The 24019-nt window shown below is 40.5% G+C and carries 25 protein-coding genes; 10 read left to right on the top strand and 15 right to left on the bottom strand.

Annotation, left to right across the window (positions count from 1 at the left end; translation table 11 throughout):
• Window positions 1-9: 9 nt before the first annotated feature.
• From I6F41_RS13245 to I6F41_RS13210, 8 genes are all read left to right on the top strand, one after another.
• Window positions 10-339 carry a Na+/H+ antiporter subunit G gene (locus I6F41_RS13245; protein ID WP_011327698.1) on the top strand — a complete coding sequence of 110 codons (330 nt, stop codon included), beginning with the start codon at window positions 10-12 and terminating at the stop codon, window positions 337-339.
• Window positions 340-523: 184 nt separating this feature from the next.
• Window positions 524-958 carry a MerR family transcriptional regulator gene (locus tag I6F41_RS13240; RefSeq protein WP_179808057.1) on the top strand — a complete coding sequence of 145 codons (435 nt, stop codon included), beginning with the start codon at window positions 524-526 and terminating at the stop codon, window positions 956-958.
• On the top strand, window positions 958-3204 hold the full coding sequence (locus I6F41_RS13235; protein WP_011327700.1) for a heavy metal translocating P-type ATPase: 2247 nt from the start codon (window positions 958-960) through the stop codon (window positions 3202-3204). Before I6F41_RS13240 ends, I6F41_RS13235 begins: the two co-directional genes overlap by 1 nt.
• A 30-nt stretch (window positions 3205-3234) precedes the next feature.
• Window positions 3235-3588 (top strand): cupredoxin domain-containing protein, encoded by a 354-nt coding sequence (locus I6F41_RS13230; RefSeq protein WP_011327701.1) that lies wholly within the window; start codon window positions 3235-3237, stop codon window positions 3586-3588.
• Window positions 3589-3660: 72 nt separating this feature from the next.
• Complete coding sequence (locus I6F41_RS13225; protein ID WP_011327702.1) at window positions 3661-3876, top strand: TIGR02450 family Trp-rich protein; 216 nt, start codon at window positions 3661-3663, stop codon at window positions 3874-3876.
• Between the two features lie 554 nt (window positions 3877-4430).
• A complete protein-coding gene (locus I6F41_RS13220; protein ID WP_011327703.1) occupies window positions 4431-4643 on the top strand; it encodes an EF-hand domain-containing protein in 213 nt (70 codons plus the stop codon).
• A 149-nt stretch (window positions 4644-4792) separates the two neighbouring features.
• Window positions 4793-5005, top strand: a complete 213-nt coding sequence (locus I6F41_RS13215; RefSeq protein WP_011327704.1) for a calmodulin — start codon at window positions 4793-4795, stop codon at window positions 5003-5005.
• A 95-nt stretch (window positions 5006-5100) separates the two neighbouring features.
• Complete coding sequence (locus tag I6F41_RS13210; protein WP_011327705.1) at window positions 5101-5316, top strand: EF-hand domain-containing protein; 216 nt, start codon at window positions 5101-5103, stop codon at window positions 5314-5316.
• An 87-nt stretch (window positions 5317-5403) separates the two neighbouring features.
• On the opposite strand, the gene I6F41_RS13205 is transcribed toward I6F41_RS13210, so the two are convergent.
• The 15 genes from I6F41_RS13205 to leuS all read right to left on the bottom strand — a co-directional run bounded on the left by I6F41_RS13205 (window position 5404) and on the right by leuS (window position 20828).
• Window positions 5404-7017, bottom strand: coding sequence for a M28 family metallopeptidase (locus I6F41_RS13205; protein WP_197108638.1), 1614 nt, complete (start codon window positions 7015-7017; stop codon window positions 5404-5406).
• Window positions 7018-7301: 284 nt separating this feature from the next.
• On the bottom strand, window positions 7302-7541 hold the full coding sequence (locus tag I6F41_RS13200) for an RNA recognition motif domain-containing protein (RefSeq protein WP_011327707.1): 240 nt from the start codon (window positions 7539-7541) through the stop codon (window positions 7302-7304).
• A 222-nt stretch (window positions 7542-7763) separates the two neighbouring features.
• On the bottom strand, window positions 7764-8729 hold the full coding sequence (lipA, locus tag I6F41_RS13195) for a lipoyl synthase (RefSeq protein WP_011327708.1): 966 nt from the start codon (window positions 8727-8729) through the stop codon (window positions 7764-7766).
• The gene (gene lipB, locus I6F41_RS13190; RefSeq protein ID WP_011327709.1) at window positions 8726-9379 is read right to left on the bottom strand and encodes a lipoyl(octanoyl) transferase LipB; all 654 of its coding nucleotides are present in this window, start codon (window positions 9377-9379) and stop codon (window positions 8726-8728) included. The genes lipA and lipB overlap by 4 nt, the downstream gene beginning before the upstream one ends.
• Before the next feature lie 19 nt (window positions 9380-9398).
• A complete protein-coding gene (gene ybeD, locus I6F41_RS13185; protein WP_011327710.1) occupies window positions 9399-9677 on the bottom strand; it encodes a DUF493 family protein YbeD in 279 nt (92 codons plus the stop codon).
• Window positions 9678-9895: 218 nt separating this feature from the next.
• The gene (locus I6F41_RS13180; protein ID WP_011327711.1) at window positions 9896-11059 is read right to left on the bottom strand and encodes a serine hydrolase; all 1164 of its coding nucleotides are present in this window, start codon (window positions 11057-11059) and stop codon (window positions 9896-9898) included.
• A gap of 314 nt (window positions 11060-11373) precedes the next feature.
• Window positions 11374-12147, bottom strand: coding sequence for a septal ring lytic transglycosylase RlpA family protein (locus I6F41_RS13175; protein ID WP_041454376.1), 774 nt, complete (start codon window positions 12145-12147; stop codon window positions 11374-11376).
• The gene (gene rodA / locus I6F41_RS13170) at window positions 12147-13253 is read right to left on the bottom strand and encodes a rod shape-determining protein RodA (RefSeq protein ID WP_089367968.1); all 1107 of its coding nucleotides are present in this window, start codon (window positions 13251-13253) and stop codon (window positions 12147-12149) included. The genes I6F41_RS13175 and rodA overlap by 1 nt, the downstream gene beginning before the upstream one ends.
• The gene (gene mrdA, locus I6F41_RS13165; protein WP_011327714.1) at window positions 13250-15118 is read right to left on the bottom strand and encodes a penicillin-binding protein 2; all 1869 of its coding nucleotides are present in this window, start codon (window positions 15116-15118) and stop codon (window positions 13250-13252) included. Before mrdA ends, rodA begins: the two co-directional genes overlap by 4 nt.
• Window positions 15119-15126: 8 nt before the next feature.
• Entirely contained in the window at window positions 15127-15597 is a 471-nt protein-coding gene (gene rlmH, locus I6F41_RS13160; RefSeq protein ID WP_058372938.1) for a 23S rRNA (pseudouridine(1915)-N(3))-methyltransferase RlmH, read from the bottom strand.
• Window positions 15598-15639: 42 nt separating this feature from the next.
• The gene (gene rsfS, locus I6F41_RS13155) at window positions 15640-15957 is read right to left on the bottom strand and encodes a ribosome silencing factor (RefSeq protein WP_011327716.1); all 318 of its coding nucleotides are present in this window, start codon (window positions 15955-15957) and stop codon (window positions 15640-15642) included.
• A 92-nt stretch (window positions 15958-16049) separates the two neighbouring features.
• Window positions 16050-16694, bottom strand: coding sequence for a nicotinate-nucleotide adenylyltransferase (gene nadD, locus I6F41_RS13150; RefSeq protein ID WP_041454377.1), 645 nt, complete (start codon window positions 16692-16694; stop codon window positions 16050-16052).
• Between the two features lie 15 nt (window positions 16695-16709).
• Complete coding sequence (gene holA, locus I6F41_RS13145) at window positions 16710-17747, bottom strand: DNA polymerase III subunit delta (protein ID WP_011327718.1); 1038 nt, start codon at window positions 17745-17747, stop codon at window positions 16710-16712.
• Window positions 17747-18238: an LPS-assembly lipoprotein LptE gene (locus I6F41_RS13140; protein WP_011327719.1), complete on the bottom strand. Its 492-nt coding sequence runs from the start codon at window positions 18236-18238 to the stop codon at window positions 17747-17749. The genes holA and I6F41_RS13140 overlap by 1 nt, the downstream gene beginning before the upstream one ends.
• A gap of 1 nt (window position 18239) precedes the next feature.
• Window positions 18240-20828 (bottom strand): leucine--tRNA ligase, encoded by a 2589-nt coding sequence (leuS, locus tag I6F41_RS13135; RefSeq protein WP_197108636.1) that lies wholly within the window; start codon window positions 20826-20828, stop codon window positions 18240-18242.
• Window positions 20829-21060: 232 nt separating this feature from the next.
• Here leuS and I6F41_RS13130 point away from each other — a divergent pair, with 232 nt between their 5' ends.
• Together I6F41_RS13130 and I6F41_RS13125 are read left to right on the top strand one after the other, a co-directional pair.
• Complete coding sequence (locus I6F41_RS13130) at window positions 21061-21519, top strand: zinc ribbon-containing protein (RefSeq protein WP_011327721.1); 459 nt, start codon at window positions 21061-21063, stop codon at window positions 21517-21519.
• 76 nt (window positions 21520-21595) lie between these two features.
• Window positions 21596-24019, top strand: coding sequence for a Lon protease family protein (locus I6F41_RS13125; protein WP_011327722.1), 2424 nt, complete (start codon window positions 21596-21598; stop codon window positions 24017-24019).

The raw sequence follows: 24019 nt of genomic DNA, 5'->3' as shown, positions 1-24019 counted from the left end.
GGTATAGCAATGATCAGTGAATGGATAGTATCAATATTATTATTACTAGGTGGCGTGTTTATTTTAATTGGCTCAATAGGCTTAGTTAAACTGCCTGATTTTTTTATGCGCTTACATGGCCCAACTAAAGCAACTACCCTAGGTATGGCGAACATTTTAACTGCCGCTATGGTGTACTTTGCAAATACCGAACATGGCGTGAGTGTTAAAGAAGTACTTATTACTATATTTTTATTAATTACCGCACCGATTAGTGGGTATATGTTAATTAAAGCAGCCATTCATCATAAGCTCAAACCAAAAGATGGCACCAAAGGGCTTGATAATATTGAAGATTAATATTATTTATAAATGCATTTAGCGTGTAACTACCCTAGATATATTTAACTACAATAAAGCCGGATAAAGTTAATTTATTCGGCTTTGTTGTTTTTAAAGTATTTAAGTTGACCTATGTGTGACACATAGGTTTACACTACAGGTATGAATTTAGCTTTAAACTATGAATTATCACGGAGGAGCTATGTACGTTAAACAACTTGCCAATAAAATGAGCGTTACACCCGACACTATTCGCCATTACACGCGAATGCAGTTGCTCAAACCAGTCCGTAGTGTAAGTAACGGTTATCAAGAATATACAAAAACTGATCAACAGCGTTTAAAGTTTATAATCAATGCTCGTCAGTTGGGCTTTTCTGTTAAAGATATTCAGCACATTATTACTGAGTCGGAGCAAGGAAACTGCCCATGCCCATTAACACGAAAACTAATAGTTAAACGCTTAGCCGAAACCGAAGCTCTTTTTCAAGAAACACTTAAGCTGCGCACACGAATGCAAGCGGCAGTTAAGCAGTGGCAAAGTTCTCCCGATGGCGCAACTAGCGCTGATATATGTAGTTTAATAGAGTCATTTGTTGACCCCATTAGCACTGAAGAAAATAACCCGGAGGCGTAATGAGTAATAATATTAACAGCAGCTCACAAAACTTTATTATTGAAGGGGCTAATTGTGGCAGCTGCGTAGCAAAAATAGAAAAAGCGCTAAAAACAGTATCGGGTGCACAGCGAGTAGAAATGAACTTTGCACAACGCACCGTACAAGTGGAAGGGCAAGCGGATGAAGCGGCGCTTATTGCAGCGGTAGAAAACATTGGCTATAAAGCAAAGCCCATGAGTAATGACTCAGAGCAAGATGCGCTCGATGAAAAAGCCAAAGCCGATGACGCGCATTATAAAAAATTAATGCGCAATATGATATTAGCGTTAGGCGTAGGTGCACCATTAATGCTTTATGGGCTTATTTTCGATATGAACGTAATAACCACGACTCAACGTATAGCTTGGTTTATTGTGGGTTTAGCCACGTTGGCAGTGATGGCCGTAGCCGGTAAGCAATTTTACAATGGCGCATGGCAAGCATTTAAAAACCATGCCGCCAATATGGATACGCTTATAGCGCTGGGAACCGGTACTGCTTGGTTATATTCTATGGTAGTCGTTATTACCCCTAACCTACTACCAGAGGTGGCAAGGCATGTGTACTTTGAAGCCTCAGCAATGATCATTGGTTTAATAAGCTTAGGCCTAGCATTAGAAGTAAAAGCACGCGGGCGCACCTCTGAGGCTATAAAGCGTTTAATAGGGCTGCAACCAAAAACAGCACGTGTTATTCGCGACGGGCAAGATCGCGATATTGATATTAGCGACGTAGTAAAAAGTGATCAGGTACGAGTGCGCCCGGGCGAAAAAATATCAGTAGATGGCGAAGTGCTTGAAGGCAGTAGTAGTGTTGACGAATCAATGCTAACGGGTGAACCTATGCCGGTTACTAAACAAATAGGCGATACGGTAGTCGCTGGTAGTATTAATAAAACCGGAACATTATTATTCAAAGCGACCCATATAGGCAGCGAAACAACACTCGCCAATATTATTAATATGGTAAAGCGGGCACAAAACTCAAAGCCGTCAATTGGTCGTTTAGCAGATGTTATTTCGGGTATTTTTGTTCCCACGGTAATGATAATAGCAATACTTGCTGGGCTTGCCTGGTTAAACTTTGGCCCTGAGCCAGCAATTGCTTATGCGGTAGTTGCTGTCACTACAGTGCTTATTATTGCTTGTCCGTGTGCGCTTGGTTTAGCAACGCCAATGTCGGTAATGGTGGGCATAGGTAAAGCTGCTGAGTCGGGAATACTGATCCGCAACGGTGAGGCACTACAAGTAACTTCTAAAATTACCACCATGATTTTAGATAAAACTGGCACCATTACCCAAGGATCGCCAACGGTAACCGATGTTATTACCTTTAATAACAGCGATGAAAACACAGTAATGCAGCACGTTGCTAGCCTAGAGAGTAGTTCAGAGCATCCATTAGCCGAGGCCATAATAAGTTATGCTAAAGCGCTAAACTTAACGCTGAGTAAAGTAACTGACTTTGATGCACTTACCGGTAAAGGAGTAATAGGGACACTTGATGGACAAACGCTGTTGTTTGGTAATAAGGCCTTAATGGATAAATACCATGTTGCAATTGACGATGCGTACGAGCAGGCACAAACATTGGCAAGTGAAGCAAAAACCCCAATGTATTTTGCAGTTAATCAACAGCTACAGGCTATTATTGCTGTAGCAGATCCTATTAAAGCAGACTCAGCTGCAGCAATTAAGCGGTTGCAAAATAAAGGCATTCACTTAGTCATGCTCACAGGTGATAACCAAGCAACAGCGCAAGCAGTTGCTAAAAAAGTAGGAATAAAGGACTTTATTGCAGAAGTACTCCCTGACGACAAAGTAAATGAAGTTATAAAACGCCAAGCAAAGGGCGAAATAGTGGGTATGACGGGCGATGGCATTAACGATGCACCGGCACTAGCACAAGCCGATGTTGGCTTTGCGATTGGCACAGGCACTGATATAGCCATAGAAAGTGGCGACATAACCCTAATGCGCGGATCGTTACACGGCCTTGCAGATGCAATTGCAGTAAGTAGCGCGACCATTTTAAATATTAAGCAAAATCTATTTGGTGCCTTTATTTATAATGTGGCGGGTATTCCAATTGCTGCTGGGTTGTTATATCCATTTTTTGGATTATTGCTTAACCCAGTAGTAGCAGGGGCTGCTATGGCACTATCATCGCTAACGGTTGTTAGTAACGCCAATAGATTACGCTTTTTTAAACCAGCAAAATCATAAGCCAAAGCCTTTAATTTAGGAGTAATAATTATGTTGATGATTAATATATTAGGCGCATTACTCATAATTGCGATTGTGTACTGGTTTTGGCTTTTTAAGCCAAAGCAAGTGCAAAGTAACGACAATAAGGTAGTTATAGTGGTTGATAACGGTATATACCAGCCGGCGCAAATTAAAGTTGTTGCAGGTAAAGAGTTAACACTTAACTTCGATCGCCAAGATAGTGCACCATGTAGCGAAACAGTCATATTTCCACAGCTTGATATAAGTAAAACCCTCGTAATGGGCGATGCTAATACCTTAAAAATACCCGAGCTTAAAGTAGGTGAGTACGACTTTCACTGCCAAATGCAAATGTATAAAGGTAAGCTAATAGTGCAGTAATAGTTGAGCTAAACGTATTGTTAGCGCGTATTGGCTTATCATATTTACAGCTTGGTTGGACTTTGCAATTTTATGAATAAACTAAACCCTAAAAAGCTACTTAATAGTAAGTGGACTGCAGTACCTGCAATCAATAAAGAAAAACACTTTATTATTATAGAGGTTGAGTACGATGAGGATAGCAACGTGATTGCGTGCGTTACTGAAGCAATAATTTCAAAAAGCCAATACCCAATTAGTTGGCGAGATTTAAAAAACGCACAAAATTGGTTACAAGGCTGGAAATAACAACTAATTCCACTTCTCGTAAAAATAATAAAGCCGCTGCAATAAGATTATGTAGCGGTTTTTTGTTTCAATTCACTGTTAATCACATCCTAATGTGCCCTGCATTCGCCAAATGGCGACAAAAAGCATCATTTACTTTAAAACACTTCATAAATGCTGAATAAATAAAATTAATTATAAAAAGCTATTAAATTTCAATGCCTTATTGTTTGTTTTTTATTTAATAATTTATAAAAAGTAAATTGTTCATGGTGGGTTTATTACAAAATCAACTTAAAGCAGCCAGTAGTGGCTTATTTGCGCTGTGTTGTGTCTTTTTTATTAAAGTTAACCTTATGATTTTTAAGCTTTAATTATTTAACATCAAACAGTTGTTGCTAAAAAGCAACAAAAAATCATTATAAAACACCCTCAAACGGCTTAAATAAGTATAAGTAGCTGTTTTTATTGTGATTTAAAAACATGGCACCGAAGTTGTAATACCTAAGCTGTATTGAGCAAAACAAGATTAAAGTTAAACAGCTTAAATCATAACCCAATGAAGGAATTACATTATGAAAACATTTAAATCAACACTGGTACTAATGGCTTTAGCTTCTTCATCAGCGGCTTTTGCAGCAACAGATTTTGACACACTCGATGTAGATGGTAATGGTGCAATTAGCCAAGCAGAAGCGTCGGTAGATGCAGAGCTTATGAGTAAATTTACTGAGCTTGATACTGACCAAAATGGTGAGTTATCTAAAGAAGAATTTTCTAAGGCATAAGCCTCAAGCCCTACAACACAATTAATATTCTGAGTTGCCAAAGACAACCTAAATAGGCAAGGGAGCCTTTGATAAAGAATAATAAGGAAATTCAAGTGTTCACGGGAAAGTTAATACATTTATATTACATAGACTTGAAGGATTAAATTATGAAAAAATTACAATCAACACTGGTTTTAATGGCATTAGCGTCTTCATCTGCAGTATTTGCAGGCACCGACTTTGAAACACTTGATGTAGATAGCAGTGGCACAATTAGCCAAGCCGAAGCGTCGGTTGCCGCTGAGTTAATGGAGCAATTTGCAGAGCTTGACGTTGATGGCAACGGTGAGCTTTCTAAAGAAGAATTTGCTGAGTATTAATTTTCAGCACATTAATTTACAGAATATGGATTTTTGAAAAGGATTTTCACTTTATTATTTTTTATTAAACAGGCTTTAAGCTTAAGGATAACACAATGAAAACATTACATAAGACATTAGCACTAATCGCACTAGCATCATCTTCAGCGGCATTTGCAGCAGTAGACTTCGACTCATTTGATACAGATGGCGACGGCGTTATTAGCCAAACAGAAGCGCAGGCAAACCCGCAGCTTGCACAAATATTTGATGAATTAGATGCAGATGGTAATGGTGAACTTTCTAAAGAAGAGTTTGCAGCAGTTCAATAATGCTACCCATTTCTAACTAAATAATGATAATACGTACTAAAAAGCAGCCAATTGGCTGCTTTTTTATGTGTGTTTAAAACGCAATTGCTAGCGCTTATCTTGCTCACGTTTTGTTTTAAAGTCAGACTCTGCTTTCCACTTTGGCCAATCGTTGCTGTTAGCCAGCTGTGTGGCTATATTAATGATCAGTTGGCTATCTTGCTCTACACCACCAAGCGACCAGTCGGTAGAGTAATCATCGGCTTCTTTGTGGTACTTATGAGTAATGTAATCAGGGTCGGTATCACCAAGGCTCATAAATAATAAACTGGGCACACCTTGCTTAGAAAGCGAAAAGTGATCAGAGCGAAAAAATAAACCATTTTGCGGGCGAGGATCCATTTTTACCGTTCGACCTTGTGCCTTAGCGGCCTTGGCTAAGTAATCTTCCATTTCAGAAAGCCCTTTACCATACTGTAAAACATAGTCAGTAGCGTCAAGTACGTTCATGCCATCAATATTTAATAAGCCAACCATTTGTTTAGTTGGGATCACCGCACCAGATGCAAATTCTTCTGAGCCAATTAGGCCAGTTTCTTCTGCGGTAAAATTGGCAAAAATGATCGAGCGTTTAAATGGCGTTTGTTGATGCATTTTACTCATTACTCTGGCAATTTCGAGCGTGGCGGCTGTACCTGATGCGTTATCTACCGCACCATTATAAATTTTAGGCCCGCTATCTGTTTGTTTAGTGCCAAAGTGATCCCAATGCGCACTAATTACAACGTATTCGTCTGGCAGTTCGCTACCGGTAAGTTGTGCTACTACGTTATGCGATTTTGCATGCGATACTTCATTTTTAAAAGCCAGGTTGGCTTTTACATTAAGCGGCAGCGCTTTAAAGTCAGCATTTAAAGCCTGTTGTTTTAATTGCTGATAGTTAAGGTTTGCAGCATTAAATAAGCGCTCGGTAGCCTCAAGGTGTAACCATCCCATAACGGGAAGTTTTGAGGTGTTGTTGGTGTCATCAATTAGCGTATATTTAGTACCCGTATTTGAGCTCTCTACCACGCTCCACGGGTAAGCTGCTGGTGCAGTTTCGTGCACTATAAGAACGGCAGCAGCACCTTGACGAGCCGCTTCTTCGTACTTGTAAGTCCAACGACCGTAGTAGGTCATAGTATTACCGGTAAACAGGCTGTCGTCTTGAGTTGCAAAGCCAGGATCGTTAACTAACACCACCACGGTTTTGCCTGTTACATCAAGATTTTTATAATCGTTCCAGTTATATTCTGGTGCATTAATACCATAGCCTACATATACCACGTCAGAATTACGCACATCAATAACGCTTTGTAGCTGCTCGGTACGGGCAGTAAAGTCTTTACCTGCACTAAAAGTGAGCTCACCAATAGTTAATTGCATATTTTGATCAGCAGTTACTTTTGCCATTTTCACCGGTTGTAAGTACTTATCGTTATAAGCACCGCTTAAACCAAACGCTTGGTATTGCTTAGTTAAATAACCAATCGTTTTTACTTCACCGGCTGTAAGGGGGCCACGACCTTCAAATTCGTCTGAGGCGAGTGTTTTAATGTGCTGCTTAATATTATTAATACTAAGTTCTTGGGAATTCTCAAGTTTAGTTGTGTCTGCAGCTTGCTCTGAGCAACCTATGAGCGTTAGAAATAAAAAAAGGCTGGTTGTTTTTATAATTGTCATAATAACTGAGGGTAGGTAATACATAGCTCGACTATATACAGCGAACTTTAAAGTGTCTATACAGGATATAATTTTATAGACTTAAGTTTTAGCTGTTGCACAATATTGAACTTTGAACTTTGAACTTTGAACTTTGAACTTTGAACTTTGAACTTAGGAGGGGGAGCAAGGAGCAAAAATTAGTTGTGGCAGTGTTATAAATGTAGGCTAAATTAATACTGCCCTAATAATAAAACACATCTGTGTTTATAATATTAAGGGCAATAATAGCCGCGGCTAACTAATTAAGCATCTGCCAATTTAACGCGTATTTTGCTTTTATCAACAGTTGCTTGGTTAAGGGCTTTAATTGCACCTTTAACTTCTATGTCGTTTGGCATTTCAACAAAGGCAAAACCTTTAGATTGGCCAGTTTCTTTATCAAGTACTAAGTTACAGGTAGTCACTTTACCGTGCTCTGCAAATAAAGTACGAAGGTCATGCTCAGAAGTAGCACGAGATAAGTTGCGAACTAATAGTTTCATAATGAACCATGTTTTAAAAATAACTACCGCGATTGTCTCAAGTAAAAGCCGATTGACCTAACGATAAATTGCGATCAGTAAAAATAGTTTAGCCAGTGGTGGCTACAAGCGAGATAATTATGCGCGGATTTGTTTTGGTTTAAGCAATTAGCATAATGCTAGGTGCCTAATAGAAAACCGCTGCTTAATAAAAGCGAGCGGTTTTTTTATGCCAAAAACGACTTATTTTACTTCTTTACCTGCCGCTTGTTGGTCAGCATGGTAGCTAGAGCGCACAAATGGGCCAGAGGCTGCATGAGTAAAGCCAATTTCATCAGCGTAGGCTTTTAGTGCATCAAACTCAGCAGGTGGCACGTAACGTTTTACTGGTAAGTGGTGCTTAGAAGGCTGTAAGTATTGGCCTACTGTAAGCATATCAACGTTATGGGCACGTAAGTCGCGAAGTACTTCTTCTATTTCGCTAATTTCTTCACCTAAACCAACCATTAAACCAGACTTAGTTTTAATCTCTGGGTGCGCTTCTTTAAAGCGACGCAGTAGCTCAAGTGACCATTTGTAATCAGCCCCTGGACGCGCAAGCTTATATAAACGCGGCGCAGTTTCTAGGTTATGGTTAAACACATCTGGTGGGGTTTCGATTAGTATTTCGAGTGCGCGGTCCATACGGCCACGAAAATCGGGTACTAAAATCTCAATAGTAATATTTGGGCTGTGCTTGCGAATTTCGCGAATACAATCGGCAAAATGCTGCGCGCCGCCATCACGTAAATCATCACGATCTACCGAGGTAATAACCACATAGCTTAGCTTCATGTCTTTAATTGTAAGCGCTAGTTTTTCAGGCTCAGTTGCATCAGGTGTTAATGGACGACCATGGGCAACATCACAAAATGGGCAACGACGAGTACAAATTGCACCTAAAATCATAAAGGTAGCTGTACCGTGGTTAAAACATTCAGATAGGTTAGGGCATGAAGCCTCTTCGCATACCGAGTGCAGCCCATGCTTACGCATTGCCTGTTTAATACCCTCAATACGCTCTGTTGATTTAGGTAAGCGAATTTTTAGCCACTCTGGCTTGCGTAACATTTCGTTTTTTTCTGTTGGTAAAACTTTTACGGGGATCAACGCCATTTTTGCTGCGTCGCGTAGTTTTACACCTGGTTCCATCTTGACTGGTTTATTCATTCGTTTTCAAACCCTTCAGTATGCTTAACCTGTGTTGCATTAAGCTTTTTAATCATGTGTTTTACCAGTCCTGCACCTGCTGTTTCTAGGTTTTGAGGACCCTTTAATTCTTTAGTTTGCACCATATTCATGCCTGCATAACCACATGGGTTAATGCGTAAAAATGGACTTAGGTCCATGTTAACATTTAATGCTAAGCCATGAAACGAGCAACCACGACGAACGCGTAAACCCAAAGAGGCTATTTTACTGTCGTTAACGTAAACACCGGGCGCATCGGCTTTGGCGTATGCTTGAATGTCGTACTCGGCGAGGGATTCAATAATACACTCCTCTAGCCAAGTAACTAATTCGCGTACACCAATTTTTAAACGACGTAAGTTAAATAGTACATACATCATTTGCTGGCCGGGGCCGTGGTAGGTTACTTGCCCACCGCGATCAACTTTAATCACTTCTATATCGCCGGGTGCGAGTAAGTGCTCGTCTTTACCTGCTTGGCCTTGAGTAAATACACTTTCGTGCTCTACTAACCAAATTTCATCCGCGCTATCGTCGTCGCGGGTATCGGTGAAGTCTTGCATTTTCTGCCAAATTGGCAAGTAACGCTGGCGGCCAAGTTGGCGCACGATTAAGGTGTTTTCTTTCACAACAAATCTCAATTATGGCTTAAAGCATGTGGCGTACGTCATCTAGATTACTGATCACGTTATAAATTTCTTCAATATGAGCGCCACTAGTAACGGTTGCAACAAGCGAAACTGATTCGTAATTACCTTTGCTACTTGGTTTTACTTTTGGGGCATAGTCGCCAGGTGCAATAACTTGTAACTTAGCTAAAATTTGATCCGTTAAGTTTACATTGGCTAAACCCATTATTTTAAATGTAAACGGGCAAGGGAACTCTAAATACTCATCAAATTTAGTATCTTTAACTGGTTGAACCACGACAGTGACTCCTCATACAAAAAAGTGTTGGCTTAATTTTGCTAAGTGGCAAACCCTAAGCTTAATACTATTGGGCTAATGGCAATCTGAGTTAAGCTTGTTTGGCTGTGCCAAAAAAGTTACAACTCAACATAATTGACTTATATGGGGCGCATTCTAGCATTTTTCAAGCAAAAAAAAACGCCTCATAGCAGAGGCGTTAATATTGTTTTATGCGGCTATTGCATAATCTGTAAACGTAAGTAGTCATAAATTTTACTAAAGAAGCTACCTTCTTCCACTTCTTCAAGTGTAACTAGCGGATATTGTGCAATATCTTCGCCTTCTAGTTGTAAAAATAAAGTACCTACTTTAGTGCCTTTAGCTAATGGCGCTTCAAGCGTGTTATCTAATTTAAAGTTCGCTTTTAAATTTTTATGCTGACCACGTGGAATAGTGATAGGGGTATCTTCTAAAATACCTAAAGAAACATTTTCTTTATTACCCATCCAAATACGTTGTTCTGCAAAGCTATCGCCCGCTTTGTACGGTGTAATTGTTTCATAAAAGCGAAAGCCATAGTTAAGTAACTTTTTGCTTTCTTCTTTACGTGCGCGCTCGCTTGAAGTACCCATAACAACAGCAATTAAACGCATATCGTTTTTAGTTGCAGAGGTTACTAAGCTGTAGCCTGCATCTGATGTATGGCCGGTTTTAATACCGTCTACGTCTAGGCTTTCATCCCATAATAATGAGTTGCGGTTGTATTGTTTAATGCCGTTATAAGTAAATGACTTTTTCTTATAAAGTGCGTACTCATCGGGTACATCGCGAATAAGTGCGCCGCCAAGTGTTGCCATATCACGCGGTGTTGTATAGTGCGCGTCGGTATCAAGGCCGTGGCTATTAATAAAGTGAGTGTTGCTCATGCCTAATTTTGCAGCGTGGGCGTTCATTAAATCAGCAAAAGCGCTTTCGCTACCGGCAATGTGCTCTGCCATAGCAACGCAGGCATCGTTACCTGATTGAATAATTATTCCGTGGTTTAGGTCATCAACGCTAATTTGTTTACCTACTTCAATAAACATTTTAGATGATTCTGGAAAGTTTTTAGCCCATGCTTTTTCGCTAACCGTAACCATGTCGGTAGGTGCAATATTACCGGCTTTAACTTCTGTGCCTATAACATAACTGGTCATCATTTTAGTTAAACTAGCAGGTGCTAACTTTGTATCAGCTTCACCTTGGGCAATAACTTTACCAGTTGTAAAGTCTACTAAAAAATAACCTTTAGCATTAACTTGAGGAGGTGCTGGAATAATTTGTGCGGTGGCTGAAAATACGGCGGCAGAACAAACTAGGCCGCATACCCCGTTGAGAATTTTATGTTTAATAGATTTCATCATACTCATTAATGGTTAAAGTTAAAGATTTGCGTTAGCCCATTCACATACCCAAACTACCCCTAGATGCGGGCGTCGTTGGAATTAAAAACGATTTAGGCAAGGCATTGATTACAAATAATAGTCACTCTATTGTTCAAATCAATAACGCAGTATAAATCGTTTTTAAACCAACCTCCAGGGCGTTTCACTGGAGCTTACTCTCTGTGTTGTTACTTTTTAAAAGGGATTACCATTTCAGCAAAGTAACGCCTAGATATTAAGTCCCAGTGCAACGCTGAATTCTGCATCTTAGGGTGGTTTGGGTATTAGTCTTACTGAGTGTAAAGCAAGAACGCGTTTTTAAATTGGTTTTGTTTTAATTGTGTTAATACTTGCTGTGCATGCTGGGCGTCTTTAATTGGCCCTAAATGTAACCTGAAAATATCGTCTTTTTGCACGATATTAGTGGGTAATTTATAATCGAGGCGTAAACGACTAGCCAATGCTTCAATATTTGCTAGTGTACTACCTGCTGCTACCTGAATATAGGTTAAATGCGCAGTCGAATTATCAAGCGTAACTGCTTCAAGCTTAACCTTGGCTGTACCATGAGTGTAATAACCTAGTTTGTATGCGGCTGCGTAGGATAAATCAATCACTCTATCTTCATGAAATGGGCCACGGTCATTTACGCGCACAATGACAGATTTATTATTACTGGTATTTGTTACTTTTACAAAGCTAGGTAAGGGCAGTGTTTTATGAGCGGCGGTCATGGCAAACATATCGTATATTTCGCCATTTGAAGTATGATAACCATGAAATTTACGGCCGTACCACGATGCAATGCCTTCCTCTGCATAACCAGTCTCGTCAAGCATAGGTGTATAACTTTTACCTAATACGGTATAAGGCCGGCTTGCGCTGGCACTTTTAGTAACTTTAACCACTACAGCGTCTTGCATTTCTAATGTGGTAGGCGCACGTAATGGTGCAGCATCATGGCGCATGCTGTAGCGACTGCTTGGGGTGTTATTTGAGCTACTACAAGCACTTAAAAGTATTAGGACAAAGCTGATAGTAAAAAATCGAGTATAAAATTGCATTATTTTAAAAGCATCCTTTTATCAGTTGCAATAGACATAATAATGCCAAAACTGGCCATCAGCGTCACCATAGACGTACCACCATAACTTATTAGTGGAAGCGGTACACCTACAACGGGTAATAAACCCGATACCATGCCTATATTTACAAACACATAAACAAAAAATGTCAGTGTAAGTGAGCCAGCTAATAACTTGCCAAAGGCATCTTGTGCATTAACGGCAATGTATAAACCGCGGCCAATAATAAATAAATATAAACTGAGTAAAATACACACCCCAAATAAGCCAAATTCCTCACTTAACACCGAAAATATAAAGTCTGTATGGCGCTCTGGTAAAAATTCAAGTTGCGATTGCGTACCCTGTAACCAACCTTTACCTTCAATGCCACCAGAGCCAATCGCAATTTTAGACTGAATAATATGATAGCCAGAGCCAAGCGGGTCGCTTTCAGGATCTAAAAAAGTAAGTACTCGTTGCTTTTGATAATCGTGCATACCATAGTGCCAAAAAGGCCATGCAGCGAGTGCTACTATAGAGCTTAAAAAACCAATTAAACGCCAGCTCAAACCCGATAAAAACAATACAAAAACACCTGAGCTGGCAATTAATATAGAAGTGCCTAAGTCGGGCTGCTCTTTAATTAGTAGCGTCGGTAGCATCATAATTACAAAACCAATAATTAAATGCAGTGGGCGAGGGGGTAAGTGATTACGTCCTATATACCAAGCAACCATCATGGGGACTGCAAGCTTCATTAATTCAGATGGTTGAAAGCGAGTGATACCTAAGTCTAGCCAGCGCTGAGCACCTTTAGAACTCACTCCAAATAATAACACTCCAACTAGCATTAATAGCCCTAAGCAATAAAGCGGTATAACTAAGCGCTTTAAAGTAGCAGGAGATAGCTGCGCTAATACGAACATAGCTACAATTGCACCGGCCATACGCGTAATATGGCGGATCATCATGGCGTTATCTTGGCCACTGGCGCTGTACACAATAGTGATACTACCGACCATCATTATTAGCAGCGCAATAAATAAGGGTAAGTCTATATGTAGGCGCATCCAAATTGAGCGTTTATCGTGCAAAGCGGTCATGGGATGTTATTCCTTGCAAGATTAACGGGGTTGGCTGCAAAGTAGTAATCCATAAGTTGCCGAGCAATTTGCACACCACCATGGTTATTTTCTAATATTACAGACACTACAATTTTGGGATCGTTATACGGTGCAAAACCAATATAAATAGTGTTGTCGCGTTGTCGCTCTTTTAACGCATCAGCATCGTAGCGTTCGCCTTGAGCAATACTTACTATTTGTGCTGTGCCCGTTTTACCAGCAGAGTCATAATTAGTCCCTTTAAATGCTTTATGCGCAGTACCCGATACTTTTTTTACTGTGTTGTGCATTGCATCTAAAGCAATTTGCCAATGATGAGGGTTTTTTAATATTACAGGGGGCTTTTCTTCATTATTGATTTGTATAATGTCGTTATCTTTTTTAACCACTTGCACTAAATGTGGCGGATGGTTAATACCACGGTTTACTAAAATGTTTGTCGCATTTGCAATCTGAATTGGAGTGGCGGTCCAATAGCCTTGGCCTATGCCTACAGAAATAGTGTCACCACGCCACCATGACTCTTTAAAGCGATTTTCTTTCCACTCTTTTGAGGGCAGTATTGCCGTAGTTTCTTCATGAATATCAATACCAGAGAGTTCACCAAAGCCAAAACGCGACATAAAGTTACTTATTTTAGTAATACCTAAGCGATAAGCTGCATCGTAAAAATAGGTATCGCACGACTCTTCAATTGCTTTGTATACATCAACATGACCATGACCCCAACGTTTCCAGTCGCGCCATTTATGCTCTACATTTGGAATTTGAAAAAAACCAGGATCCCACATAGAAGTACTTTCGCTGACTATATTCTCTTCTAGGGCTAAAATAGCCATATGTGGTTTTACAGTAGAGGCAGGTGCATAACGACCTTGAGTTGCACGATTAATTAACGGGCGGTCTGGGTTTAGTAAGGCTTTATAGTTTTTGCTGCTTATGCCGTGCACAAATAAATTAGGGTCGTAACTAGGGTTAGAATAAAGCGCAAGTACACCGCCATCTTTAGCGTCCATAACGACAATAGCACCACGCATATCTTTAAGCGCATGTTGGGCAATTTGCTGTAAACCAATATCGAGTGTGAGTACTAAGTCGCTCCCTGGTTGCGGGGGGAGCATGCTTAAAGTGCGAATTATTCTACCGCGATTATTAACTTCAACATGCTGCGAGCCCACTTGGCCATGCAAGAGTTCTTCGTAATACTTTTCGATGCCGAGTTTGCCAATGTCGTGAGTGGCGCGATAATTTGTAGCTTGATCTTCTTGAGTTAATTTATTTAGCTCTTTTCTGTTTAATTTAGCCACATAGCCCAGTGCATGGGTAAGGGTATCGCCAAACGGATAATAGCGGGCGAGGCGAGCTTCAATACTAAAGCCCGGAAATTTATGTTGGTTTACTGAAAATTTAGCAACTTCTGTTTCATCTAAACGTGCTTTTAGTACTTGGCTTTTAAAACGCCGCGTATGTTTTATATCGTCTAAAAAGTCGGTTTTTTCTTGCTCGCTTATGGTTATTATTTTACTTACTTGTTCAAGCGATAGCGGCAGGTCTGCAACATCTTCAGGAATAACCTCAAGATTATAAACGGGTTTGTTTTCGGCAAGTAATACGCCATTGCGGTCGTAAATTAAACCTCGGTTAGGCGCAATTGGAATAACTTTAATACGGTTGTCGTTGGAGCGAGTTTGGTAGTTTTGATGATCATCTACCTGAATTTTATATAAATTCGAGAGTAAAATAGCAATTAGAGCTAATATAAAAATAAAACCCACAAACGCACGCCGTGCAAATAAGTTTGCCTCTGCTGAATGGTCGCGAATAGTGGGTCTTTGTTTTAACATGGCAAGGATTACTCGCGATGATAAGGATGGTTGTTATTTAAGCTCCAGCCTCTGTATAGGCTTTCAGCAACAATAATACGCACCAAAGGGTGCGGTAAAGTTAAGTTAGATAACGACCATTTTTGCTCAGAGGCAGCAATACACTCTGGTGCAAGTCCTTCAGGACCGCCAATAAGTAAACTTACATCGCGGCCATCGAGTTGCCATTTTTCCATGTTTTTAGCAAGTTCGTGGGTATCAAGTGGTTTACCTGTTACTTCTAGAGTAACAATACGGTTGCCTTTAGGAATAGCTGCTAAGGTTTTTTCACCTTCAATATGTAAAATGCGTTTTATATCTGCATTTTTACCACGTTTTCCGGCTGGGATTTCAATCAGTTCAAGTGCCATATCTTTAGCAAAACGACGTTGATACTCTGTAAATCCGGTTTCTACCCAAGCTGGCATTTTTGTACCAACGGCAATCATTTGTATTTTCACGTGTTACTTCCAAGCCTGTCTAAAATAAGTGGGTGTTTATTACTAGCCCCACAGTTTTTCTAGATCGTAATAGCTACGTGCTTCGTTTTGCATCACGTGTACAACCACATCACCTAAATCAACCAATGCCCATTCACCGTCGCTTTGGCCTTCATAACCTAAAGGTTCTTCACCTGCGTGGCGAGCCTCTTTTGCTAAATTATCAGCAATTGACAGAACATGACGTTTAGATGTGCCAGAGCATACAACCATGTAGTCTGTAATGTCTGATGTTGCTGTTACGTCAATATGAATCACATCGCGTGCTTTCATATCTTCAATTTTATCTATTGCAAAAGCGAGTAGTTGTTTCGAATCCAAGGTTTTGTCTCAATTTTAAATTTAATAGCGTGCATTTTAACATGCTAGGGGTTTTATACCAATGACTCTTGCAGAGTATTCACTTGTCAAGGTTAATTAGTATTATCATCATTTTGGTAAAGCGCATGGCGCTCTATATACAGACTCACTGCATCGGGTAATAGTTCATTCTTTTTATTAGTATTTTTAAGTTGTTGGCGAATATTACTCGATGCTGCATCGAGCATTTCACCGGGTAAAAAATAAAGTTTACCGGCAACCGTATGTGAAAGGGTTTTTGCATTATTAACTTGCGCTTGTTGCATATAATGCTGTAAATGGCCACTAACAGCACATTGCTGCCCAGGGCGTTGATACACCACAATATGGCAAAGTTGCGTGATTGCTTGCCACTGATACCATTTATCGAGGTTATTAAACGAGTCCATGCCAATTAAAAACACAATTGGCGTGTTTGGATGCTGTGCTCTTAATTCTTGTAAACTCAATAAAGAATAAGAAGGCCCAGTGCGGTGCAACTCTCTTAAATCGAGTTGAAAAAAAGGGTAAGGCGCAATTGCTGCATTGAGCATAGCTACTCGGTGCTCGGTGCTAATGCCAGGAGCCATTTTGTGGGCGGGCAGTGCGCAAGGCATAAAGTACAACGTATTTAAGTTAAGTGCATTTACGCATTGCTTTGCCATATTAATGTGCCCCAAATGAACGGGGTCGAAAGTGCCACCAAAAATTGCGATCATGTTAAATTCTGCATTTTAATTAACAGGATGACATGGCAGCGAAATATTCAGCGGTTGGCAAAACTTAATACAAATATGCGCGAGTGCTTGATAGGGCGCAATTAAGTTACCTTGTTTGTAGCTGGCGTCAAATATTGCAAGCTCAGAGCTAATTTGCTCAAGGGTATGAATACTTAACCTGTTTATAGCACTTTGTACTGGCGCTTGTTGGTTTTTCCATATTGCTTTTTGCTTAAATAAATTAGCAATGGGCTCGCCATTAAGTAAACCAATTTGCACATCAATTAAGGTGTTAAGCTCCTTGGTTATTGCCCATAAAATACTCACCACTTCGGTGTTATCGCTGGCCAGTTTATTCAGCACTTTTATTGCTTGTTTAGCTTGGCCGTTTAATAGTGCGTCGCTTAAATCAAAAATATCAAACTTGGCTTGATTTAATAGCCCTTGCATTACTAATTGTTGTGTAATGAGCGCATTGGCGTGTAGTAATGAGAGTTTTTCGAGTTCTTGAAAACACGCCAGTAAATTACCTTCAGTGGCGCTAATTAAACTCAGCTTTGCCTCATTTTGCATATTAAGAGATAAACGCTGGCATTGCTCATCTAACCAACGCTTTACATGCGTACCGGTAAGCGGATAGCAAGGTACAAATAAACCGTGTTTATCAAGCGCTTTAAACCAAGCACTGCGTTGTACGTCTTGGCTGGCTTTAGCGCCTTTAATAATTAAAATGGTATCGGGGTTTATTAGCTCAATAATTTTTTTAAACGTGTTGCTGCCAATAATTCCTGGCTTTTGCTGGTTTAAATCAAGCTCAATAATAGTGCGGGCGCTAAACAGCGACATACTTTGATATTGAGCTATAATTTCTTGCCAATCAAAACCTTGCATTAAAGTAAATTTAATTACTTCATCAAAGCCTTGCTCTTTAGCAATTGCGCGAATTTGTTGTACACATTGCGCTTCTTGAAAAGGCTCTTCACCAAACACTAAGTAAAAGGGTTTTAAGCCTTTTTTTAGTTCACTCGGTAATTGATTAGCGTAACAGCGCATTATAGTTGCGACAACTCTCTAAGAATACGACGACTAGCTTGTTGGCGTATTTCGCTAATAAGGAGTGCAAGCTCTTTTGCTTTGGCTAATGCATTGTCAGGATCGTCTTGATAATTACGATATAACTCAAAGCGCTTTTCTATTGGCTCAGCATTAGGACGATTGATCACAAACGCAACACTGTAAGTAAGTTCGTATTCTGCTACTTGGCCATTTTGAAACAACGACAAGGTTTGACGTTCAAGCTGATCTTTAAATAAATAAAGCTGTGCCGACTTTTTACTAGCCGCAACTAGTTTAACGTCACTGGCAATAAGCTCACTTTTTAAGGCGCTAAATAACGCTGACTTTTCATCGTCGCCAATGAGGGTTATTTGTTTTAGATCGTCTGGCAAGCTAGAGGCTTTTTTTAAATGAAAGCCACAGCTAGTTAATAAAAAACAGACTAGCACTAAGGCTAGTCCGTTTTTAATGGCGTTAAAAGCGGCCATATTAATTAGCTACCACATTAAGCAGTTTACCCGGTACGTAAATAACTTTACGAACGGTAACACCGTCAGTGTATTTAGTTACGCTTGCTTGTTCAAAAGCGAGTGCTTCTACTTGCTCTTTTGTGGCATCGGCTGCAACGGTTAGTTTAGCGCGTAGTTTTCCGTTAACTTGAATAATAATTAACTTTTCATCTTCAACCAAAGCCGACTGATCAACCTCTGGCCATGAAGCGTTAACTATATCGCCTTCTTTACCTAGCTCTTGCCATAATTGGTGCGACAAATGCGGCGTAATAGGTGCAAGCATAATAAGCATTGCTTCAAGCGCTTCGTTAGCTATCGCTACATCTTGCTTACTATTTAACGGTGCTTTTAATAATTTATTAGACAGCTCCATAATTGCCGCAATAGCAGTATTAAAGGTTTGACGACGTTCAACATCATCACTCACTTTAGCAATTGCTTTGTGTAAATCGCGACGCAGTACTTTTTGCTCGTTATTTAATGCTGTTTTATTGAGTGGTTGAAAACCAACTGTTTTAACATCAACCGCGTATTTCCACACACGTTTTAAGAAGCGATGTGCACCTTCAACACCCGCGTCAGACCATTCTAGCGTTTGCTCTGGTGGTGCTGTAAACATCATAAATAAACGTACAGTGTCGGCGCCGTATTGTGCAATAACATGCTGTGGGTCAATACCGTTATTTTTCGATTTTGACATTTTGCTCATGCCAGATGAAAACACCGGGTTACCATCAACTTTATGCCATGCTTTAGTTACGCGGCCTTTGTCGTCTGTTTCGGTATTTACGTCGCTTGGCGAAATCCAAATGTCAGCCCCTTTTTCATCTTTACGATAAAACGTTTCGGCTAATACCATACCTTGACAAAGTAAGCGGTCAAATGGCTCGTCTGAATCAACTAAACCAAAGTCGCGTAATAGTTTATGGAAAAAGCGCGAGTACAATAAATGTAAAATAGCGTGTTCAATACCACCTATGTATTGGTTTACTGGTAACCAATAGTTAGCCGCTGCTGGGTCTAGCATGCCTTCGTCATGACGTGGGCTACAGTAACGAGCGTAATACCAAGACGATTCCATAAAGGTGTCAAAGGTATCGGTTTCATGAAACGCTGGTGCGCCATTCATGGTGGTTTTTGCCCAGTTAGGATCAGCTTTGATTGGCGATGTAACGCCATTCATTACTACGTCCTCTGGTAAGCGTACTGGCAGCATATCGTCGGTTGCTGCAAGTTCGTTACCGTCTTCGTCGCTAAGCATTGGAATTGGTGAACCCCAATAACGTTGGCGGCTTACGCCCCAATCACGCAGGCGGAAGTTTACTTTACGCTCGCCCACACCCAAGGCTTCTAACTTATCGGCAATGGCATTAAATGCCGCGTCAAAATCAAGGCCGTCAAATTCACCCGAGTTAACCAATACACCTTTATCGGTAAACGCTTCTTTGTTTAGGTTTACTTCAAGGTCAGAGCCCGTAACTGGCGCAATCACTTGTTTAATATAAAGGCCGTAGGCTGTTGCAAATTCAAAGTCACGTTGGTCGTGTGCAGGCACTGCCATTACCGCGCCTGAGCCGTAATGCATTAATACAAAGTTAGCGATCCAAATTGGTACTTGCTCACCAGTAAGTGGGTGAGTAGCAAAAAAGCCAGTTGCTATGCCTTTTTTCTCCATGGTTGCCATGTCGGCTTCACTTACTTTGTTGTTTTTACATTCTTCAACAAACAGTGCCACAGAATCGCTATTTTTAGCCGCTTCTTTAGCAATTGGGTGGCCTGCAGCAACCGCTACATAAGTCACACCCATAAAGGTATCTGGACGCGTGGTATAAACGCTAAATGTTTCGTTGTTATCAGTGCGTTTAAATTCAATATCACACCCTTCAGAGCGACCAATCCAGTTGCGCTGCATGGTTTTAACTTGTTCAGGCCAATCTTCTAACTTGTCTAAATCGTCAAGTAGTTCTTGTGCGTAGTCGGTAATTTTAATAAACCACTGTGGAATTTCTTTTTGCTCAACCACAGCGCCCGAACGCCAACCGCGACCGTCAATAACTTGCTCGTTAGCTAATACAGTTTGATCTACCGGATCCCAGTTAACCGTCGACATTTTTTTGTACACTAAGCCTTTTTCGTACAACTTAGTGAAAAACCATTGTTCCCATTTATAGTATTCTGGATGACAGGTGGCAATTTCGCGATCCCAGTCATAACCAAAACCTAACTGCTTAAGTTGGGTACGCATGTAGTCAATATTCTCGTAGGTCCATTTTGCAGGGGCTGTTTTGTTTTTAATAGCCGCGTTTTCTGCAGGTAAACCAAACGCATCCCAACCCATAGGTTGCATTACGTTTTTGCCTTTTAAGCGCTGAAAGCGAGATACAACGTCACCAATAGTGTAGTTACGCACGTGACCCATATGGAGTCGACCGCTCGGGTAGGGGAACATAGAAAGGCAGTAATACTTTTCTTTGCTCTCATCTTCCGTAACTTTAAATACTTTGTTTTCTTCCCAGTAACGTTGGATTTTTGACTCTATTTTTTGAGGGTTATATTGCTCTTGCATCTACGGTTCCAGACTTCTTACGACTAATAAAAAATTAGCTCTAGGATAACCCAAATAAACCGCTATTTATAGCGCCATAAACACGCTTTTATTAAATTATAACTTTCAGTGCAGGTTAACCTATACTTTTGTAAGCTAGTTGCTGAAAAGCATAGGTTAAAGGTTGATTTAACAGCCCTAATAGGTTCAACCTACAAATCTAAATATGCCCTAAATTTGCAGGAGTAAGAAAATGGCTGACTACAAAACATGGCTAAACGATTTAACGCTTTGGTTAAAAGATGTAAAAGATCATGAATTAAAAGAGGCGGTAAAACGATTTGTTGAATCTGAGCAGGCACTTAAAAATTTAGGAGAAGAAAAGTATCAACTTTATCGTAACTACTTAATGCGCGATTTAGAACACTTGCAAGAGCACGAAACCCACTATAATTCGCTTGCATGGCAAGAGCTTAAAGAATCATTATGGTATGAGCTTTCGCACATAGAAGACAAAACACAGCTAGAGTGGCACTCACTTAGCCAAGATTTTAAGCACAATGGCATATATCACGTAGGCGAATGGATAGCCATGGGCACATTAGTATGTAAGAATTGTAACCATAGTTACGATGTTTATCATGCTACGCAAATAACACCTTGTTTAGAGTGTGATGGAATCTATTTTAGCCGTAAGGCTTTGCAACCCTAAATATAAGTATTAAGTGGCTGCAGGCCACTTAATACGCCAAAAGCCAGTGAATACGCTGGTAAACAAAGAAGTTAGAATGACGAAAAAATTACTGCCACTACCTGTATCAAAGCTTGCGCCGAGCATTTCTACTAGCCACGTGCATACTTGCATGAGCAACCCATACCCAGAGCATTTTACTTTTATAGGCCAACAACGGGCGCAAAGTGCATTAGACTTTTCACTCGGTATGGATTTACCTGGCTATAATGTATACGTAATGGGCGAAGCTGCACATGGACGTTTTACCCTAGTAAAAGACAAACTAAAAGAGCATGCCAAAGGCAGAGTAACGCCTAATGAGTGGTTGTATGTAAATAATTACGACGACCACCGCGAGCCTATCGCACTGTTTATGCAAGCTGGGCAAAGTAAAAAGCTTGCCGATGACATTGATGCTTTTATTGACGAAGTGCTCGACACCTTTCCTGCCGCATTTGACAACCCTGCGTACCAGCGCAAAAAGAAATCCATAGACCGTGAATTTAACGACGCCTATGACGGTGCTATTACCGCGGTAGAAATTGCGGCGCTTGAACAAAGTGTGGCGCTTATTGAAGAAAAAGGCGTAGTAGGTTTTGCTCCATTAATAGGTGGCAAGCAGCTAAGCGATAATGAATTTTCGCACCTTGAAGATGAGCTACGTGAAACCTTTTTTGAAAGAATTGAAAAACTCGAAGACACATTAATAGAAGCACTTATTGAGCTGCCGCGCTGGAAGCGTGAATCTACCGAAAAACTACGTAACCTTAAAAAGTCGACTGCCGAGCAAGCAACTAAGCCCTTATTAAAAGACTTAGAGCATAAATATGCCAGCCATATTGGCGTGCTGCGTTATTTAAAAGACATTCGCGTAGAAATTATTGACGCTGTGCTTGAGTGGTTAGACGATGAAGGCGAAAGCGAAGAAAACAAAGAAGACTTTGATCGCAAAGGCATGCTTACAGACTTTTTTGCGCCCAATATTTTAGTTGAGTTTAAAGAAGGCGACGCCGCTCCTGTGGTTTACGAACCTAACCCAACGTTTGGCAACATATTTGGCAAGGTTGAGTACGCTACCTCACAAGGCTCGCTTATAACTAGCTATCGCTCAATTCAGGCCGGCGCATTGCATCGCGCTAACGGTGGCTATTTAATGATGGACGCCGAAAAAGTAATGGCTAACCCACAAGTGTGGGATGGTTTAAAACTATCGCTTAAAACCCATCAAATTAAAAATGACTTACCGTATCAAGATAGCGTTGTAGGCAGCAGTTTTACGTTGCGCCCGCAGTTAATTCCGCTAGATGTAAAAATAATATTATTAGGCTCGCGCGAGCTGTACTACACCATAGGTGAGTACGACGAAGAATTTGCTGAGCTGTTTAGAATACTAGCCGACTTTGACTACTACTTACCGAGTAGCGATAAATTACAGTACCAATTTATTACCAAAGTAACTGACTATTGTGAGCACGTTTTAAAATGCACCACTACAGAAGCAGCAATGGTGCGCTTGCTCAAATTTAGTTATCGCCAAGCCGAGCATCATAATAAACTCTCTGCCCGCTTTGCCGATGTGTTAGAGCTGGTAGCCGAAGCAAGTTATTATGCCAAACAAGACAAGCTAACGGTTATAGACGCTCATCATATTGACGAAGCCATTGAAGGTAAACAGTATCGTACTGGGCAAATTAGCGAAAACATGCTCAGTGATATTAAAGAAGGGCACACCCTTATTGCCACGCAAGGCCAAGCCATAGGCAAAGTAAATGGTTTAACTGTACTGCATATTGGCGATACCTCATTTGGTACACCTGCGCGTATTACGGCAACAGTTTATGCCGGTGCCGATGGCGTTTTAGATGTAGAGCGCGAAGCCGAGCTAGGTAAAGCAATTCACTCTAAAGGGGTAATGCTACTTACCGGCTATTTAGGCAATAAATACGCGCAGCACTTTAGCTTAACGCTCAGTGCAAATATTGCAATTGAACAAAGCTATGGCTACATAGATGGCGATAGCGCGTCACTTGCCGAGTTATGCGCGTTAATTTCGGCTATTACTAGTTTACCACTGAGTCAATCAATTGCGCTTACAGGCTCAATTAACCAACATGGCGATGTACAAGCTATTGGTGGCGTAAACGAAAAAATAGAAGGCTTTTTTAAACTGTGTAAAATGCGCGGTTTAACTGGCGAAGAGGGCGTGATCATTCCTAAATCTAACCAAGTTAACTTAGTGTTAGATGAGGAAATACTTAATGCAGTTGAACTTGGTAAATTTAATATTTACGCAGTAGAGACGGTAGATCAGGCACTTAACTTACTGATGGATTTAGAAGCTGGCGATTTAGTTGACGGGCACTATCCTGAAAACTCAGTAAACGGCCTAGCCTTAGCACGACTTAAAGATATTGCAGACATTGTAAACGGCGATAGCGAAGATGAAAAAGACGCAGAACCAGAAGAGGAAAAAAATTAA

Origin of the sequence: Pseudoalteromonas sp. SCQQ13, from assembly GCF_015864415.1 — a bacterium.
Classification (GTDB): domain Bacteria; phylum Pseudomonadota; class Gammaproteobacteria; order Enterobacterales; family Alteromonadaceae; genus Pseudoalteromonas; species Pseudoalteromonas nigrifaciens.
Note: the sequence above shows the minus strand (reverse complement) of the source record. Positions and strands in the feature narration are given on the sequence as shown.